At 65.9% G+C, this 18054-nt stretch carries 18 protein-coding genes and 2 tRNA genes; 7 read left to right on the top strand and 13 right to left on the bottom strand.

Features of this window, described 5'->3' with window-relative positions:
- Positions 1-12: 12 nt before the first annotated feature.
- From ABQY64_RS02860 to ABQY64_RS02835, 6 genes are all read right to left on the bottom strand, one after another.
- Entirely contained in the window at positions 13-906 is an 894-nt protein-coding gene (locus ABQY64_RS02860) for a hypothetical protein (protein WP_349779746.1), read from the bottom strand.
- A gap of 79 nt (positions 907-985) precedes the next feature.
- Positions 986-1876, bottom strand: coding sequence for an NAD(+) diphosphatase (gene nudC, locus ABQY64_RS02855; RefSeq protein ID WP_104625913.1), 891 nt, complete (start codon positions 1874-1876; stop codon positions 986-988).
- A gap of 315 nt (positions 1877-2191) precedes the next feature.
- Positions 2192-3454, bottom strand: a complete 1263-nt coding sequence (locus ABQY64_RS02850) for a lipase family protein (RefSeq protein ID WP_349779747.1) — start codon at positions 3452-3454, stop codon at positions 2192-2194.
- A gap of 636 nt (positions 3455-4090) precedes the next feature.
- Positions 4091-4477, bottom strand: a complete 387-nt coding sequence (gene erpA, locus ABQY64_RS02845; RefSeq protein WP_349779748.1) for an iron-sulfur cluster insertion protein ErpA — start codon at positions 4475-4477, stop codon at positions 4091-4093.
- An 82-nt stretch (positions 4478-4559) separates the two neighbouring features.
- On the bottom strand, positions 4560-5009 hold the full coding sequence (locus tag ABQY64_RS02840; RefSeq protein ID WP_349779749.1) for a polymer-forming cytoskeletal protein: 450 nt from the start codon (positions 5007-5009) through the stop codon (positions 4560-4562).
- Positions 5010-5012: 3 nt separating this feature from the next.
- Positions 5013-5750: a DUF6776 family protein gene (locus ABQY64_RS02835; RefSeq protein ID WP_349779750.1), complete on the bottom strand. Its 738-nt coding sequence runs from the start codon at positions 5748-5750 to the stop codon at positions 5013-5015.
- Positions 5751-5893: 143 nt separating this feature from the next.
- On the opposite strand from ABQY64_RS02835, the gene ABQY64_RS02830 reads away from it, so the two are divergent.
- The 3 genes from ABQY64_RS02830 to ABQY64_RS02820 are packed head-to-tail and all read left to right on the top strand — an operon-like array spanning position 5894 to position 10824.
- On the top strand, positions 5894-6520 hold the full coding sequence (locus ABQY64_RS02830; RefSeq protein ID WP_349779751.1) for a DUF4126 domain-containing protein: 627 nt from the start codon (positions 5894-5896) through the stop codon (positions 6518-6520).
- Positions 6521-6558: 38 nt separating this feature from the next.
- Positions 6559-8517 (top strand): EAL domain-containing protein, encoded by a 1959-nt coding sequence (locus ABQY64_RS02825; RefSeq protein WP_349779752.1) that lies wholly within the window; start codon positions 6559-6561, stop codon positions 8515-8517.
- A 39-nt stretch (positions 8518-8556) separates the two neighbouring features.
- Complete coding sequence (locus tag ABQY64_RS02820; RefSeq protein ID WP_349779814.1) at positions 8557-10824, top strand: ATP-binding protein; 2268 nt, start codon at positions 8557-8559, stop codon at positions 10822-10824.
- 340 nt (positions 10825-11164) lie between these two features.
- On the opposite strand, the gene bfr is transcribed toward ABQY64_RS02820, so the two are convergent.
- The 3 genes from bfr to ABQY64_RS02805 all read right to left on the bottom strand — a co-directional run bounded on the left by bfr (position 11165) and on the right by ABQY64_RS02805 (position 12894).
- A complete protein-coding gene (gene bfr, locus ABQY64_RS02815) occupies positions 11165-11635 on the bottom strand; it encodes a bacterioferritin (RefSeq protein ID WP_005990707.1) in 471 nt (156 codons plus the stop codon).
- 351 nt (positions 11636-11986) lie between these two features.
- Positions 11987-12196, bottom strand: coding sequence for a bacterioferritin-associated ferredoxin (locus tag ABQY64_RS02810; RefSeq protein ID WP_024938191.1), 210 nt, complete (start codon positions 12194-12196; stop codon positions 11987-11989).
- Between the two features lie 80 nt (positions 12197-12276).
- Entirely contained in the window at positions 12277-12894 is a 618-nt protein-coding gene (locus ABQY64_RS02805; protein ID WP_024938192.1) for an RNA pyrophosphohydrolase, read from the bottom strand.
- Between the two features lie 118 nt (positions 12895-13012).
- Here ABQY64_RS02805 and ABQY64_RS02800 point away from each other — a divergent pair.
- Positions 13013-13089, top strand: a tRNA-Met gene (locus tag ABQY64_RS02800).
- Positions 13090-13141: 52 nt separating this feature from the next.
- Positions 13142-13215: transfer RNA gene (locus ABQY64_RS02795), tRNA-Gln, on the top strand.
- 460 nt (positions 13216-13675) lie between these two features.
- On the opposite strand, the gene rpsI is transcribed toward ABQY64_RS02795, so the two are convergent.
- Both rpsI and rplM read right to left on the bottom strand, forming a co-directional pair.
- Complete coding sequence (gene rpsI / locus ABQY64_RS02790; RefSeq protein WP_016902423.1) at positions 13676-14068, bottom strand: 30S ribosomal protein S9; 393 nt, start codon at positions 14066-14068, stop codon at positions 13676-13678.
- Positions 14069-14070: 2 nt separating this feature from the next.
- Positions 14071-14499 (bottom strand): 50S ribosomal protein L13, encoded by a 429-nt coding sequence (gene rplM / locus ABQY64_RS02785; RefSeq protein ID WP_016902424.1) that lies wholly within the window; start codon positions 14497-14499, stop codon positions 14071-14073.
- A gap of 181 nt (positions 14500-14680) precedes the next feature.
- Here rplM and coq7 point away from each other — a divergent pair, with 181 nt between their 5' ends.
- On the top strand, positions 14681-15334 hold the full coding sequence (gene coq7 / locus ABQY64_RS02780; RefSeq protein WP_349779753.1) for a 2-polyprenyl-3-methyl-6-methoxy-1,4-benzoquinone monooxygenase: 654 nt from the start codon (positions 14681-14683) through the stop codon (positions 15332-15334).
- A 362-nt stretch (positions 15335-15696) separates the two neighbouring features.
- Here the strand turns inward: coq7 and ABQY64_RS02775 are convergent, their stop codons facing one another.
- Together ABQY64_RS02775 and speD are read right to left on the bottom strand one after the other, a co-directional pair.
- Positions 15697-16011 (bottom strand): multidrug efflux SMR transporter, encoded by a 315-nt coding sequence (locus ABQY64_RS02775; RefSeq protein ID WP_003483069.1) that lies wholly within the window; start codon positions 16009-16011, stop codon positions 15697-15699.
- Positions 16012-16175: 164 nt separating this feature from the next.
- Complete coding sequence (speD, locus tag ABQY64_RS02770) at positions 16176-16970, bottom strand: adenosylmethionine decarboxylase (protein WP_005990692.1); 795 nt, start codon at positions 16968-16970, stop codon at positions 16176-16178.
- A gap of 137 nt (positions 16971-17107) precedes the next feature.
- Between speD and crp the strand changes: the two genes are divergently transcribed.
- Positions 17108-17800, top strand: coding sequence for a cAMP-activated global transcriptional regulator CRP (crp, locus tag ABQY64_RS02765; RefSeq protein ID WP_024938194.1), 693 nt, complete (start codon positions 17108-17110; stop codon positions 17798-17800).
- Positions 17801-18054: the final 254 nt, after the last annotated feature.

Genomic DNA, 18054 nt, shown 5'->3' with positions numbered 1-18054 from the left:
CAGGCTGCGCGCCTACCGCACCCAGCCGGCGATCACCAGCAACGCCAGCACCACCATCCACAGCAGCAGCACGCGCCACACCAGGCTCATCGCATCGCGCACTTCCGGCAGGCGGCGCCACACCGGTACCAGCCCCGAATCGGTGTAGTCGTGCGCTTCCTCGCGCAGTTCGGCACTGACGCTGGCACGCGCCACCGCACCGAGAAAATGCGGCTCCAGCGACCAGCGGTTGCCATGCGCCTGCCGCCAGGCACGGAACACCGTGTCGAAATTGCCTACCAGCGCCATCGACACGGTGATCAACTGCGCCACCGGCCATTCCAGCGCGGCCAGCAACCAGCGCGCGCCGGCCAGGTTGCGCGGCGGCAGCAGCACCGAGAGCGGGCCTTCCACCGCCAGCGCCGTCAGCCGATACAGCACCGCGCCGAACGGCCCCAGCAGCAAAAACCACCACAGCACCGCGAACCAGCGCCGCAATCCATTGACCACCACCGCTTCCACCAGCGACGGCGCATCCTCGTGCACGCTGCCGCCGGCGGCCTGCAGCTGTGCGATCGCATCGCGGCGCGCGCCCGGTTCGTCGGCGTCGATCACCGCTTCCACATCGCGGTCCAGATCGCGCGGCCCCCAGGTCCAGGCCAGCACCGCCACGCCGAACAGCAAGGCCCAGAACCCGCGCCAGACATCGTCCAGCAGCCATTGCAGCAGCACGACCACCAGCAAGGCCGGCAGCAGCGCCAGCACCACGCCATAGCGCCCCTGCCACGCACCGCGCCCGGCGGCATGGCTGTCCAGCCGGCGCAGCCACTGGCCGAACCATTCGAAACGCCGCAGCCGCGCTACCTGGGCAGGCGCCAGGTGGCCCAACGCAAGTGTGACGACGACAGCAACCAGGGTGGTGAACATGGGTGGGCCTCCTCAGCCGAGTCTAGCTGAGCCGATGCAGGCGCACCCGATCCGCCTGCGCTGCAGCGCTCGCCCCGGCTCAGCCATGCGCGCGATGCCAATGCTCGATCAGCGCCCGCGCGATGGAAATGCGGGGCGGCAGCCCGATCTCGCCTTCGCCGGCCAATGCCGCGGTGACCTCGGCATGGCTGACCCAGCGCGCGTCTTCCAGTTCACCGGTGACCTGCGGCACCTCGCTTGCCGCCGCGCGTGCGGTGAAGCCCAGCATCAGCGCACCCGGGAACGGCCACGGTTGCGCGCCCAGGTAGCGGCAGTCCTGCACCTGCACGCGGGTTTCCTCGAACACCTCGCGCGCCACGGTCTGCTCCAGCGACTCGCCGGGTTCGACAAAGCCGGCAATCACCGAGTAACGCCCCGGCGCCCAGCTTGCCTGCCGCCCCAGCAGCAAGCGCGCGCCATCGCTGACCGCCACGATGATCGCCGGGTCCACGCGTGGGTAATGCTCGGTCTGACATTGCGTGCAATGGGCGATGAAGCCGGCCCGGCGGAACGCGATCGCCCCGCCGCAGACGCCGCAGAAGCGCGTGCGCGACTGCCAGTGCAGCATCGCGCGCGCATAGGCAAAAGCAGTGGATATGTCTGCCGGCCAGTCGGCGGCGGCCTGGCGCAGGTCGATGCGCTGCGGCGCTTCCACACCGAGCACATCGGATGGCAGGCAGAACCAGCCGACGTCATCACGCAGCCCAAGAAAGATCGCCCCGTCCGGCCCGTCGCCAAGCGCGGCACCGTCCATCAGCAGCGGCTGGCCATCCGCATCGGCCAGCGCAGTGCCCTTGGCATCGAGCAGCAGCACGCGGCCCTGCGGCCACAGACGCGCCAGCGCCGCGGGATCGTCGCGCAACAAATCGCCACGATCCAGCGGCGCATGGGTGAAGGCAAAACCGGAGGTTGAAAAAGAAGACTCTGACATCGGCGCAAGCCTGCCGATAATCGGCATCGCCCGCAAGCAGCGCACCATCGATGCAGGCCCGGCCGGCGGCGCGCGTTCAGACGTCGACATGGCCCGGCGCCCGCCGGGCGGTCATGAGCGCGTCACATTGCGCGCTACATCGCAGAGCAGGCCACGTGCGATCGACATGGTGTCGCAGCCATCCAGGTCCGAATCCCGGTATCTTCAGCCTTGTCGCCTGTGACAGCGACAAGGCTCCATCGCAGGGTGAGGCGTCCAGCGCCGATGCCGGACGCGCTGATCATCCAGCGCTGTCAGCGACACGCCATCCCGGCCTCAGCGCTGCTTGTCCAGCAGCTGATGCCGCACGGCGACGATGCACGGTTCGTTGGTGGTCAGATGCACGAACGCCGAGTTGTCGTTGGGGTCGCCACTGCCGATGTCGACCAACGCTGCCTGGGTGCTGCCGCGACGTTTGAAAGCGGCAATCGCGGTCACCGCATTCTTCAGCGGGATGGTGGCGTCGTTGGACGAACCGCATAGCAGCGTCGGCGTCTGCGGCGCCCAGTCCAGCAGGTCGTTGCGTGCCAGGTCCTTGCGGAACGGATTGCCGGGGTTGCTGGCAAAGTCGCGATAGAACCCGGGCTGGAAGTACGCCTTGAGCTGATCGATCCCGGGCAGCGTATCGCCCAGAACCAGATCGGTCAGGCCCAGCTTGCCGGGGAACAGCGCCTCGACCCGGGCCGCCCACGGATCCTGAAACACCTGCCCGGCCGCCAGATAGATATTGCGATACGTGTGCTGCATCGCGACGATCGCGTAGCTGCCCAGGATGATGCCGAAGCTGCTTTCGCCGACCGCGTTGCTCCCGCTCCAGCTGTCCACGAAGGTCTGCTCCAGCGCGTAGGGCCCGGAGATCGGCGCGCTGGCAACCAGATGAAACTCGCTGGACAGATGCGCTTCGATTTCCCGCTGGGTTGCCAGTGCGGCATGGCCGCCTTGCGAATAACCCGACAGCATGACCTTGCCGGACAACGGCGTCTTCAAGCGCTGCAGCACGCTGCGTGCCGCGCGCAGGGCATCGATCGTCGCACTGGCCTCGGTCGCGCTATGCAGGTATGGATGGAAGCCATAGCTGGATTGACCGAGCCCCAGATAATCGCTGCTGACCACCACATAGCCCTGGCTGGCCAGCCGTGTGACCAGCGGGTCGTCGCCCTTGGCGTCACGGATGTCCTTGGCCTGTTCCTCATTGCGGATCGTCGCTGTCGACCGCCCCCAGCCCAGCAACGGATACGGCCCGCTGCAACGCTCGCCACCTGGAATCAGCACCACGCCCGACGCAGTGGCCGGTTCGCCATCGACACCGACGGTGGCATAGGTGAACTCGGCCACGCGCACATTGCATCTGGGCTGTTCGGCCTGCGGCTCGGAGGTGAGCAATGCGGCAATCGCATCACGGGTGTAGCTGGTCAGGAAATTGCTGCTGAGCAAGCTGCCGCGTGCGGGCGATGCCTGCGCGCTGGATGCAAGCACTGCGCTGGCGATACCAAGCATGGCCAGCAGGCCCAGCGTCGATCGGGATCTGATCTGCAACATGGTGAGGCGTCTCTCGTGGATGACTGCAATGGGCAGGGGACTGGCGTGTCGAAGGATCAAGATCCGTTGTGCGATCAACGTACGCGGGCTGGGCGGCGTGGTGACTGCGCCATGGGGTGGAATCGGCGCGGCGCGCGGTACGCTCGGTCAACGCAGTGGCGACCGCCCGCGCGCGTCACGCAAGGCAAAACGCGATGCATGAATCCAAATCGGCATGTGCTGGCACCAGCGCTGGGCATGCGTGCAGTATCACCATCGCCGCACGCGGCCCAGCTCGCGCGCACGAAGCTTGCGCGCGCATGGCGAACCCCGCAGCAGGCGAATGTTCACAGCGCGTTGGACATGTACATCGATAGCGCGTGGCGCTTCGCCAGTGCATCTGCGCAGTGCATGGATCACATGGATCGGCGTTTGAAAATCCGCCCGGCTGCGGTGTCGTTGACCCGCAACACGCGTCGCACCAAGAGTCATACAGCGCGTGCGAGCGACGCACAGCGTGAGGCCGTATCGACACACTCACGCGACTGCCACTATCACCGCACCATGTCAGACCTGAGAACGTCGCAGGCAGCAGATTGCCCGCGACTCGACCGCAACATCACACACAAACAACCAGGCGCCAGCAACCGCGTCGATTCAGACGCTGAAGCTGCTCCCGCACCCACAGGTGGTCTTGGCGTTCGGATTGCGGATCACGAACTGCGCCCCGGTCAGGCTTTCGGTGTAGTCCACTTCGGCGCCCATCAGGTACTGCAGGCTCAGCGGGTCCACCAGCAGCGTCACCCCGTCGGTGGCCACGGCCAGGTCGTCCTCGGCGCGGTTCTCGTCGAACTCGAAGCCGTACTGGAAGCCGGAACAGCCGCCACCCTGGATGTAGACACGCAACGCCAGCTCGGCGTTGCCTTCTTCCTGGATCAGCTCGCGCACCTTGCTGGCGGCGGCCACGGAAAAGTTCAACGGCCGGTCGATGGAATGATAGTCCGGGGCCGGGGCGGCGGTGGGAAGCGAAACGAGCGTGCTCATGGCGTCAGCATGGGGGCCAGGCGGCCCCACTTCAAGCGCTGCTTGCCAAATCTGGGGCCCGCTTCAGCTGCAGGCCACACCCTCAAGCGTCGGCAGTCTCGGCCTGCAAGGCCTTGACCGGCTCGACGCGGCCGGCCTCCGGCGCCGGCAACGCGGCGGTCGCGCCAGCGGTGGCGGCATGGATCAGGCGGCCGGTGAGCTGCGCGCCGGCGCTCATCTCCACCACCTGGTAATGCACATTGCCCTGCACCCGCGCGTTGGCGGCCAGTTCGACCCGCTCGGCGGCATGCACGTCGCCGGTCAGCTGGCCATTGATGATTACCACCGGCGCGCGCACCTCGCCCTCGATGCTGCCCTGCTCGGCCACCGTCAAGGTGGCTCTGGCGCCGTCTTCGGCAATCACCTTGCCCAGGATGCGACCTTCCACATACAGCCCGCCGCTGAACATCAGGTCGCCGCGGATGACCACCTGCGGCCCGATCAAGGTGTCGACCACGGTCTGCGCACCACGGTTGGATTTGTTTCCGAACATCAGCTACTCCCCCGCGCCATTCCCGGCGACTTTCCAGTCGAATGTCTGATTGACCGGCGCCCCATCGCCGCTCAGGGAGATTTTGACACGTTGCGGAGTGAAATCCTTCGGCAGGATCACGCTGCCGTCCAATTGCTGGAAATAGCGGAACGAGTACGGCTGCCCGGCCGCATCCGGCTTCTGGTGCAACTCGTTCCAGCTCACCGTGACCAGCTTGCCGGCACGCACGCCTTCCACCGCAAAGCGCAGCTGGCCCTGGCTGATCGCGCCGCGGTTGAGGTTCTGGGTCAGCACCACGCTGTAATTCCAGGTGCCGCCGGCCTCGGCGGTGAATTGCACCGAGTGCGCGTTCAGCCCCTTGCGCTGCGCGGTGGAGCCCACCAGGCGCTCGTAAAACGCCACATCCGCGCGCAGTGCGGCGATCTGCTCGTCGCGCTCGGCCAGCGAGGCCTGCACCTCGGTATTGGCGGCGCGGCTGATCTTGTCGGACATCGCCAGGTTGACCTGGCGCTGCTGCAACTGCGCGATCTGCCGACGCTGCTGGGCCTGGTTGCGCTGCGCCTGCTGCAGCGCCGCCTCGGCCTCGACCAGACGCGGCGCGGCAGTGCGGCTGGCCATCCACCACGTCACGCCCAGCGACGCCAGCCACACCAGTGCGATCACCAGCCATAACCAGCGGCCGCGGGAACGGCCACCGCCGGAGTCACATTGGACGATCTGAACGCGTGCGGCTGGTCGCATGGGCATCGGGTCCGGACGGGCCGGCGCAGTCATGGGCGGCGTAGTGTGCCAGAGCGCCACTGACCGTCGTGCTGGCGCTGGACCGGCGGTTATCCCAAAGTTCTGCGATAGTTCTGCAATTGTTTGCAGAGATCGACAACGCCATGAGCGAAGCCCATCTGTTCGTGATCGGCATCCTGCTGGCCTGGCTGGCCGGCATCCGTGTCTATCTCACCGTGTTCGGTGTCGGCCTGGCCGGCCTGCTCGGCTGGATCGAGCTGCCACCCGCCCTGCACCCGGCACAGTCGTGGTGGGTGCTGGGCACCTCCGGTGCACTGGCGGTGGCCGAATTCTTCGCCGACAAGATTCCCGGCGTGGATTCGGGCTGGGATCTGCTGCAGACGCTGGCACGTGTGCCGGCCGGCGCCTTTCTGGCCGCGGCCACGCTGTCGCCGGACGGTGATCTGAGCACGGGCGTGCTGGCCGCCGGCGCCGGCGTGGCGCTGACCAGCCATACCCTCAAGGCCGGCACCCGCGCCTTGCTCAACACCTCGCCGGAACCGGCCAGCAACTGGGTCGCCTCGCTGGCCGAAGACACCATCACCACCACCGCGCTGGCGCTGGCACTGGCGCACCCGTGGCTGGCACTCAGTGTTGCGGTGGGCTCCAGCGTGCTGGCCACGCTGGTTGTGGGGTGGGTCTGGCGACTGCTGTGGCGGGGCATGCGCCGGCTGGTCGCGCCGATGCGTTCCACCACCACGCCGGCTGCACGTCGCTCCCCGCTATCGTGAAGTTCATCGCATAATCATCGCGACTGCAGGGAGTATCGATGGCCGCCCGAGATCCGGTTCCTTTCACCCGTGACGACACCGCCACGCGCAATCGTCCACTGCGCGCCGAGACGCCGCCCGCCGACTATTGGCGCCGCTGGGCCGACGAGGCCGCGGCGGCGTCCACCGTTGCCGAGCCGGTGAGCGCGGCCATCATTCCGGCGCCTGCGCTCACTGCCGCACCCGCAATGATTGTGCCGATGGCGCCAGCGCAGTCCGCTGCTCAAGGCAGCAGCGCGCACGCGACGGCCGCAGCGCCGACGCCAACGACTGCCTCAACCCCGCGCGAGGGCGATGACAACGTCGCCGCCGACGCGCCGTACCGCGTGCTGATCGTCGAGGACGACCGCTCGCAGGCGCTGTTTGCGCAAAGCGTGCTGCACGGCGCCGGCATGCATGCGCAGGTGGAAATGACCGCCGCCAGCGTGCCGCAGGCGATCCAGGACTACCACCCGGATCTGATCCTGATGGATCTGCACATGCCCGAGCTGGACGGCATCCGCCTGACCACCCTGATCCGCCAGCAGCCGGGCCAGCAATTGCTGCCGATCGTCTTCTTGACCGGCGACCCGGATCCGGAACGTCAGTTCGAAGTGCTCGACAGCGGCGCCGACGATTTTCTGACCAAGCCGATCCGCCCACGCCATCTGATCGCCGCGGTGTCCAACCGCATCCGCCGCGCCCGCCAACAGGCGCTGCAGCAGGCCGGCGAACCGGTCAGCGTGCGCAGCAATCCGGAAACCGGCCTGCCGACGCGCGGCCATGTGATGGAACTGCTGGCCGATGCGCTGGCGCGCAAGCAGGCCGGCGGCCTGTTCTTCATCGAAATCGCCAGCGCGCTCGGCCTGCGGGAGCGCTACGGCTATGCCGCCTACGAGCGCCTGATGACCCAGGCCGGGCATCGCCTGGCCAGCGCCGCGCACCCGTATCCACTGGCGCGTTTGAACGACAACAGCTTCCTGCTGCTGGGCGTGGACATGCCCGAATCCAGCCTGGAACAGCATGCGCTGGAGATCCGCCAACGGCTGGCGGCGCATGCCTTCCCGGTGCGCGAGGAGGAATCGGTGCACGTGCGCTGCGCCATCGGCGTGGCACCGCTGGGCCTGGGCTTCGACGACACCGGCAGCGCGCTGGAAGCGGTCGAGCGCACCGCGCTGCAGGCACGCCTGCGCAGCGACGGCGTGCAGGCCTATCTGGCCCCCAGCCAGGCCGAACAACAGGAGCAACTGCGCCTGGTCGAAGGCCAGCTCGAACTGGCCTATCAACCGATCGTGGCGGTGGCCGGCGGCGACACCGCGCAATACCAGGTGCTGCTGCGGCTGCGCCAGGCCGACGGCACGCTGCTGTCGGCCGGCCAGGTGATTCCCGCCGCCGAAGCGGCCGGACGCATCGCCGATCTCGACCAGCAGGTCATGGACCACGCGCTCGGCCTGCTGCATCTGTACCAGCACGCCCACCCGCCGCTGCGGCTGTTCGTGTCGCAGTCGCCGCGCACGCTGGCGCGCGATGCCTTTGCCGACTGGCTGCTCAAGGCGCTGGTCGAGCGCGGTGTGGCCGGGCAATCGTTGATCGTCGACCTGCGCCTGGACGATGCCCTGATCCACGCGGTCACCGTGCAGCAGTTCTGCGCCAAATTGATGCCGGCCGGCGTGCAGTTCTGCCTGAGCCAGTTCGAGCCCGGCGACGAGGCCAACGCGCTGCTGGACCAGTTGCCGCTGAGCTTCGTGCGCATGGCCAACCGCTTCGCCGATGCCCACGGCAACGCGGCAGTCCGCGACGAACTGCGCAGCGTGATCAATATCGCCCATCAGCGCGGCTTGCTGATCATCGGCCAACGCATCGAAGATCCGCAGGCGGCTGCGGCGATGTGGATGAGCGGCGTGGATTTCATCCAGGGCAACCTGGTGCAGACGGTCGGCAAGGAACTGGACTTCGACTTCACGAACGCGGTGCTCTGAGTGACAGCGCGGGCAGGAGGCCTCCGCGCCTGGAGCAGCCTGGCCGCGCTGACCGCGCTGGTCGCTGCGCTGGGTGCGGGCCTGCAGTGGTCGGCCATCGACGGGCCGTGGCGCGCGGTGACGGCACTCTCTGCAGCACTGGCGGTGGTATTCGGTCTATGCGCCGCAGTTTCCGGCTACCGCAGCGCGCGCGCGCAACGCGCCCTGTCGCAACGCCTGGAAGAAGCCGACGTTGCCCGTGAACGCCTGCAGCAGGAGCTGCAGCGTCACGGCGAGCTCGAACAGGAACTGTTGCGCGCCAAGCAGGCCGCCGAGGCCGCCACGCTGGCCAAGGGCGAATTCCTGGCCACCATGAGCCACGAAATCCGCACCCCGCTCAACGGCATCATTCCGATGCTGGAACTGATCTCCAGCGGCCAGCTCAGCCTGGACCAGCGCGACATGCTGCAGACCGCCACCGGCAGCTCGCTGCAGCTGCTGCGCATCGTCGACGACATCCTTGACTACTCCAAACTCGAAGCCAACAAGCTCGAACTGGAGATCACCACCTTCAACCTGCGCGAGCTGCTCGACGGCGTCGTGCAGCTATTGCAGCGCACCGCCGAAGGCAAGCAGCTGCGCCTGGGGCTGGATATCGAACCGTCGGTGCGCCTGCTGGTGCGCGGCGACCCGATCCGCCTGCGCCAGGTGCTGGGCAACCTGATCGGCAATGCGATCAAGTTCACCGAGCGCGGCAGCGTCGACATCCAGCTGCGTCGCCTGGGCGAAACCCGCGCCCAGCATCTGCTGCGCTTCCAGGTGCGCGACACCGGCATCGGCATCGCCCCGGATCAGCAGGCACGCCTGTTCCGCTCATTCGCCCAGGCCGACGCCTCCACCACCCGCCTGTACGGCGGCACCGGCCTGGGGCTGGCGATCTGCAAGCGCATCATCGACCTGATGGGCGGCCGTATCGGCGTGGAGTCCGAGCCCGGGCGCGGCGCTACGTTCTGGTTCGAAATCCCGCTGCTCAAGGTCATCGGCGACCTGCAGCACAACACCGGTGCCGACGCCGCGCGGGTGATGGTGATCAGTTCCGACACCCGCCTGTCGCAGCGCCTCAAGCGCCTGCTGGACAGCTGGGGCGTATCGCACGTGCTGATGGAAACCACCCAGGAAGCGCTGGAGCGGGTGCGTCGCCACAGTGACAGCGAAGGCTTCCGCTGCGTCATCGCCGACCACGACACGCTGCGCTACAGCGCGCGCGCCGTGCATCGCGCACTTGCGCGCCCGGACGACCTCAGCGGCGCGCGCCTGATCTGGCTGTACGGCGACGAGCCGGTGCCGTCCGAGCTGCAGGACAATGCCACCCTGGTGCCGCGCCAGAGCCCGGACGAGACCCTGCGCTCGCTGGTGTTGCCGCCCGAGCCAAGGCCGGCCCACGCGGCCACGCTGGCCGCGGCGATGATTCCCGAGCCGATGGCGCCGGCGCTGGCCAACGCGCGCGACGTGCGCATCCTGCTGGTGGAAGACAACCCGGTGAACCTGCTGGTCGCGCAGAAGCTGCTGGCCGTGCTTGGCTTCGACGCCGATACCGCCACCGATGGCGAAGCCGCGTTGAGCAGCATGGAGTCCACTCGCTACGACATGGTCTTCATGGATTGCCAGATGCCGGTGCTGGACGGCTATGCCGCCACCCGCCGCTGGCGCGCGATGGAAACCGAGAGCGGCGGCCGCCCGATCCCGATCGTGGCGATGACCGCCAACGCCATGGCCGGCGATCGCGAACGCTGCCTGGCCGCCGGCATGGACGACTATCTGTCCAAACCGGTCGCCCGCGAGCAGCTCGACGCCTGCCTGCAACGCTGGCTGCCGCGCCAACCATTGCTGCCTGGCCCGGCCACCGGCAGCCAGGCAGCAGGCGATCCCGAAAGCGCCAGCAGCGCCGCGCAGGCGCGCGCCCTGCCGATCCTGGACAACAGCGTGATCGAGGAGCTGTACGAGGTGGCGGGCGCGGACACCATCACCATCCTGCAGCTGTTCCTGGAAGACGCGCCGGGCATCATCGAGCGCCTGGAAACCGCAGCCACCAACCGCGACAGCATGCAGCTGCGCGATCTGGCACATACGCTCAAATCCTCCAGCGCCAACGTCGGCGCCCAGGCGCTGGCCAATGCCGCGCGCCGGATCGAACTGGCCGCGCGCACCGGCACCATCGAACGCCCCTCGGTGATGGTGGCGCTGGTCATCGCCGAATACGCACGCGCCCGCCTGGCGCTGCTCGGCCAGGTCGCCCGCCTGCAGGCCAAGACCCGCACCGCCGGCTGAACCGCGCAAGCTTGCAGCCGACGACAACAACCGGCCAGGCGACACAGTCGAAGACATCCTGCGAAGAAAAATCTCGCCTCGCTCGCGCCGGGGCGAGAAGGCAGGGTTTGCGCGCCACTGGCGTGCGTGCCCTGGAGCGCCCGCGTCGCAAACGCGGGCCGCGGCGCGGCTTAGGTAGCGCGCGAAGCCGCATGCGGCCAATCACAGCGACAGCGCGACACCCATGCAGCGCCCGCAGCGCCCGCAGCGCCTGCATGCTCCCCAGCAGTGCAAGCGCTTACCGACTCACCATATTGCGCTGATCCCGACACAACGCCGACCAGCACCGCGCTGAGCGACCTCAGTCGTCCAGCTTGGTCAGCAGGTAATTCGGCTCGCCGATGCGCGCCACCAGATCCAGCTGCGTTTCCAGCCAGTCGATGTGCTCTTCTTCCGACTCCAGGATGTCCACCAGCAGCTGGCGGCTCACGTAATCGTTGACGGTTTCCGCATAGGCCACGGCCTCGCGCAGCACCGCAACCGCCTCGCGCTCCAGCGCAAGATCGCAGCGGAACATCTCGGTGGGGTTCTCGCCGATGCGCAGCTTGCCCAGCGCCTGGAAATTCGGAAGTCCCTCGAGAAACAGGATGCGGTCGGACAGCTTGTCCGCATGCTTCATCTCGTCGATGGATTCCTTGTACTCATGCTCGGCCAGTTCTTTCAGGCCCCAGTTCTTCAGCATCTTGGCGTGCAGAAAGTACTGGTTGATCGCAGTGAGTTCGTTGTAGAGAACCTTGTTGAGGTACTCGATGACCTTGGTATCGCCCTTCATGCGATGTCTCCGAGACAGTGAGCCGGCCGCACTGTAGCGCGTTGCCGCGGCGCATGAAGGAACGCGAATCGTGATCAGTTGCGCGACGCCTACCCGATCCCGGGTGGGCCGTCATCCGGCCTGTCGCAGGAGCGGAGCTCCCATCGATCATTCGCCGAATGATCGTTGCAGATTGCCGATCGACCATGACTGCAGTCGATCCCGGACCGACCGCGTGACCGGCAGCCAGGAAGGCGACCCATCGATTGCGCCTTAGTGGCGCGAGGGGAAAACGGCAGTGGGAGCCAGCAACCCGGCAACCCGGTCTGCGGCAATATGTTATCGACAGCGCGCGAGCACGCTGGAAGGCGCTCAGGCAGCGCTGGCAAGCCCCAGCATGGGCAGCGGCAGTGCGCGGCTCGCATGGGCCTGGCTCAGCACGTCGCCCGCCATTTCCAGGCACGACCCACAGTTCGAACCACAGCCGGTGCGCATGGTCAGCTCGGCCAGGCTGGCGCAGCCATTCTCGGCCGCTTCGCGGATCTGGTGGTCGGTGACCCCATTACAGATGCAAACGTACACGGTATCGGTCGGGTGCTGGCGATCCGGAGAGGACCGAGACCGATTGCACCGCAAACGAGAATAGGTGTCAATTCCAAACGTTAATCATTATTAATCCGCACCGCACGAGGCCCGCCCCGCTTGCGTGGACGCTTGCGTGGGCTGTCGTGCCCGGCCGCGCTGCTGCCCGGCAACCACGCCTCCAGCGCGCGCTCGGGCATCACCCCGACCGCCGCCGAGCCCGCGATGGTCTGCGCCAGCGGAGCCAGATGACGCAGCGCGCGCGCATAGACCCCGCGCTTGAACATCACCACATGCTCGACCGGGTACCAGAAATCCACCCAGCGCCAGTGATCGAACTCCGGCGTGTCGGTATGGTCGAGCTTGAGATGGGATTCGTGGCCGGTGAACTGCAGCAGGAACCACACCTGCTTCTGGCCGATGCAGACCTGACGCTCGTTGCGCCGTACTGCCCGGCTCGGCAGGCGATAGCGCAGCCACCCAGGGGTGGCACCGAGCAATTCGACATGCTCGGGCAACAACCCGGTTTCTTCGCGCAACTCGCGGTACATGGCTTCTACGGGTGTCTCATCGGTATTCATGCCACCTTGCGGGAACTGCCAGCCGTCCCTGCGCACACGTCGTGCCCAGAACACCTGACCATCCTCTCGCATCAGCACGATGCCGACGTTTGGCCGGAAACCGTCCGGATCGATCACGATGCGGACTCCTGAAAATCTACTGTCACCGACTCTGCCACGGCGACGGCCGGCTCACAAGCTGAAAACGAAATGCTTGACAACACGCGAGCGCTTGGTAAGAATTGCCGGCTCCCTAGGCTATGTAGCTCAGCCGGTTAGAGCACAGCACTCATAATGCTGGGGTCGGTGGTTCGAGTCCACCCATAGCCACCAAGGTGTTCATGCGCACACAGGCATGCAATAATCTTGGCCCAACACGTTTTATTGCCCCGTCGCCAAGCGGTAAGGCACCTGACTCTGACTCAGGCATCGGTGGTTCGAATCCATCCGGGGCAGCCAAACACGAAAGGTCCGATCTGACGATCGGGCCTTTTTTGTTGCCTGATTACTTCTGCCCAGCACAGCGGGGATGGAGCGCGCACACAAGCCACCCCGAGGTCGAGCAGCGATCGCCCGCAGGCGACGCCCACCCCATCCTCGTCCGGAAGGGATGCTGAGTCAGCCAGGCGCCCAGCAGAAGTGCCACCGCAGAACTGGCCACTCGCAGACGTCACCCCCGCCGCCGCGCGCAGGCGCCGCCACCGCGGGCTCTTGCTACGAGATGGCCATCCACCATTTACGGAAGCCGCCAGGCCCGGCCAAAGAAAACTGCCTCGCAACACAGCACATCGCAGGCTGCCGATTGCAGGCTGCCGATTGCATGCGCCCACTGCACAGACCGCAAAACGACAAAAGCCCGGCATGGCCGGGCTTCTGAAGCAGGCGCCCCGGCGAACCGGGACGCAACAAACGCGATGGATCAGCGCTTGGAGAACTGGGTCGCGCGACGGGCCTTGTGCAGACCGACCTTCTTACGCTCGACTTCGCGAGCGTCACGGGTCATGAAGCCGGCCTTGCGCAGCTCGGACTTCAGGGTTTCGTCGTACTCGACCAGTGCACGGGCGATACCCAGACGGATCGCACCGGCCTGACCGGTGGTGCCGCCGCCGGAGGCGGTGACCAGGATGTCGAAGCTTTCGGTGTTCTTGGTGAGTTCCAGCGGCTGACGCACGATCATGCGCGCAGTCTCACGGCCAAAGAACTCGTCCAGCGGACGGTCGTTGACGGTGATGTTGCCGGTACCCTTGCGCAGGAACACGCGAGCGGTGGAGGACTTGCGGCGGCCAGTGCCGTAGTTTTGCGTGATAGCCATGATTAGATATCCAGAACTTGCGGCTGCTGGGCGGCGTGCGGATGCTCGGCACCCGAATAGACCTTGAGCTTGCGGTACATGGTGCGGCCCAGGGGGCCCTTCGGCAGCATGCCCTTGACGGCGATTTCGATCACGCGCTCCGGGTGGCGCTCCAGCGCCTGCTCCAGGCTCTCGGTCTTGAGGTTACCGATGTAGCCGGTGAAGCGGTGATACTTCTTGTCTTTCAGCTTGTTGCCCGTGACCACGATCTTTTCGGCATTGATCACCACGAGGTAATCGCCGGTATCGACGTGCGGGGTATAAACCGGCTTGTGCTTGCCGCGCAGACGGCGGGCCAGTTCGGTGGACAGACGGCCGAGCGTCTTGCCGGCGGCGTCAACGAGATACCAGTCGCGCTGGACGGTCTCGGACTTGGCGGTGAACGTAGTCATGAGAAAACTCTTGAGTGGTCGGGCGGATTGCAGCGGCAATGACCGCTGGAACTTTGCCACGCGTTGTGAAGGCGAAACAGAAGAGGCGGGATTGTACGGGACGATACAAGGCCACGCAAGTCGCCGGCCGGCCGGATTGCTGGCGGTTGGCAGCGGCTCGGTCCGGGGCCAGAATCGACGCATGACCCAGATCTCCTCTTTCCGACTGCATAGCCCGCTCGACCGGCTGCTGGTCGAAGCCCAACGCGCGCTGGACACGGTATTCGGCAATCCGCCCGCTGAGCGGCCCAACCCGGCCGCCGACACCCCCGACGTCGCACTGGAACCGGACCAGCGTCGCCACGCCGCCGGCTTGATGCGGATCAACCACGTCGGCGAAGTCTGCGCGCAAGGCCTGTATTTCGGCCAGGCCGCGGTCGCCCGCGATGCCCACACCCAGCACCATCTGCTGGAGGCGGCGCAGGAAGAAACCGACCATCTGGCCTGGTGCGCCGACCGCCTGCACGAGCTGGACAGCCGCCCCAGCCTGTTCAACCCGCTCTGGTACGCCGGCAGCTACGCGCTCGGCGCCCTGGCCGGATTGCGCGGCGACGACTGGAGCCTGGGCTTCGTGGTCGAGACCGAGCGCCAGGTCGAGGCCCATCTGGACGAACATCTGGAAACCCTCCCGGAGGCCGACCAGCGCAGCCGCGCGATCCTGCGCGTGATGAAGATCGACGAAGCCCGCCACGCCGACCAGGCCGAACAAGCCGGCGCGCGCATCCTCCCGCCCCCGATCCCCAGCGCCATGGCGCTGGCCTCCAAGCTGATGAAGGCGGTGGCGTACCGGCTGTAGCCGGCGGGATTGGGGATTGGGGATTGGGGATTGGGGATTGGGGATTGGGGATTGGGGATTGGGGATTGGGGATTGGGGATTGGCGGCTGGCAGCTGGCAGCTGGCAGCTGGCAGCTGGCGGCGCCCAGCAAACCAAGCCCACACCTCCCAACACCCCACTGGAGCAGAGCCCCCTTCTGTTAAGGGGGCGCGCCGAAGGCGGGGGATAGGCTGATACGAAGTGGGGCCCAAGGTTTGCACAGCAAATCTTGGGAGGCAGGCCCACGCAGTGGGACTGACTACGCGTGGGGCCCAAGGTTTGCATAGCAAATATTGGGGGGCAGGCCCACGCAGTGGGGCTGACCACGCAGGGCTGACCACGACTACCCCACCAGCTTCAGCCCGATCACCCCGGCCACGATCAGGCCGATGCAGGCCAGACGCGACCATGACGCGCTGTCGCCGAACAGCGCGATGCCGGCGATGGTCACGCCCAGCGCGCCGATCCCGGTCCAGATCGCGTAACCGGTGCCGACCGGAATGGTCTTCAGTGCCTGGGTCAGGAACCACAGGCTGATGCCCGCCAGACCGATCGTCAGCACGGTCGGCCACAGGCGGGTGAAGCCGTCGCTGTACTTCAGGCCCATGGCAAAACCGATTTCGAACAGGCCGGCCAGCAGCAGATAGATCCAGGGCATCGCATCACTCCTCACTTGAAAAACGCACAAAAAAAAAGCGACCCAGTGTTTGCACACTGGGCCGCCGTCGGCTGTGGAACGCGAGGTCATCGCGTGGCGGGCCGTCCCGCCTTGGTTCTTTGGCGCGCCTGCAAGCAGGTCGCGCAACAGCTCGCTCGCTGCGCTTACTCGCTCAGGTTGCGCCCGTGGAACAGTTCTTCGATCTCGCGCTTGAGCAGCGTTTCGATCTTCATGCGCTCCTTGAACGAGAGGTTCTTGGCGCGCTCCTCGAACAGGTACTGGTCCAGGTCGAAGTCCTTCAGGTGCATCTTGGTGTGGAAGATGTTTTCCTGATAGACGTTGACATCGAACATCTCGTAGCGTGACTTGACGTTCTTGGCGAGGAAGTGCTGGATCGAGTTGATCTTGTGGTCGATGTAGTGCTTCTTGCCCTTCACATCGCGGGTGAAGCCACGGACGCGGTAGTCCATGATCACGATGTCCGACTCCAGGCTCTCGATCAGGTAGTTCAGCGCCTTCAACGGCGAGATCACGCCGCAGGTGGCGACGTCGATATCGGCGCGGAACGTGGCGATGCCTTCCTGCGGATGCGTCTCGGGGTATGTATGGACAGTGATATGACTTTTGTCCATATGAGCAACCACGGCATCGGAGATCAGCTCCTTACCAGCCTGCTTCTTGTCGATGACGGGCTCTTCCGAGATCAGGATCGTGACCGATGCGCCCTGCGGATCGTAGTCCTGACGTGCGATATTGAGGATGTTGGCGCCAATGATCTCAGCAACATCGGTCAGGATCTGCGTCAGACGATCGGCGTCGTACTGCTCATCGATATATTCGATGTAGCGCTGACGCTCCTCTTCGGTACGCGCGTAACAGACGTCGTAGATGTTGAAGCTCAACGCCTTGGTGAGGTTGTTGAACCCCTGTAGCCTCAGGCGAGGCAACGGCTTGACCACGTCGGTCTGTCCTTATGGAAGGCGGGAAAGGAAACAATTATGAGCCAAAGATCCCAGCAACGAAATGCCGATGTTAAGAATGGTTTACCTTGCATGACTCATGCCGTTAAGCTTCAGGAATTACACGCGGAACTACCATGAGCCCAGGAAACACGACGGTTGTGACTACGACGGTACGTAACGCTACCCCTTCTCTGGCGCTGGACGCGGGCACGATCGAGCGTTTCCTGGCGCACAGCCATCGCAGGCGCTATCCGACCCGGACCGATGTGTTCCGGCCAGGAGACCCGGCTGGCACCCTCTACTACGTGATCAGTGGCTCGGTGAGCATCATTGCCGAGGAAGATGACGATCGTGAGTTGGTGCTGGGCTACTTCGGTAGCGGCGAGTTCGTCGGCGAGATGGGGTTGTTCATCGAATCCGATACCCGCGAGGTGATCTTGCGCACCCGCACCCAGTGCGAGCTGGCCGAGATCAGCTACGAGCGGCTGCAGCAGCTGTTCCAGACCAGCCTGTCACCGGATGCGCCCCGCATCCTGTACGCGATTGGCGTTCAGCTGTCCAAGCGGTTGCTCGATACCACAAGGAAAGCCAGCCGCCTGGCGTTCCTGGACGTAACCGACCGCATCGTGCGCACCCTGCACGACCTGTCCAAGGAGCCTGAAGCGATGAGTCACCCGCAGGGCACCCAGCTGCGTGTATCGCGGCAGGAACTGGCACGGCTGGTGGGTTGTTCGCGCGAAATGGCCGGGCGCGTGCTCAAGAAGCTGCAGGCCGACGGCCTGCTGCATGCACGCGGCAAGACCGTCGTGCTCTACGGCACCCGCTAAGCGGTTGTGGTCGCGGCTGGTGCAGCACTGCACCAGCCGCAGCTTGAACCGCATGTCGCACGGTATGCGGACTGATGCAGTCGGGCGCGCTGCGCCGCCGCGTGCTGCTTGCTGTGCATTACTAGCTGATTACCCTTCCCTGCTGCTTCGGCGGGCTTGGCGTGACCGGTAAATCTTGGTGAGCAGCCACCGGATGCGCGCGAAGCAAGCCGTGCGTCTGCGCGGTAGCTGCCGAGTTCGAATACCTGCCGTGC

The organism is Xanthomonas sp. WHRI 7065 (assembly GCF_040203115.2).
GTDB lineage: Bacteria > Pseudomonadota > Gammaproteobacteria > Xanthomonadales > Xanthomonadaceae > Xanthomonas > Xanthomonas arboricola.
Note: the sequence above shows the minus strand (reverse complement) of the source record. Positions and strands in the feature narration are given on the sequence as shown.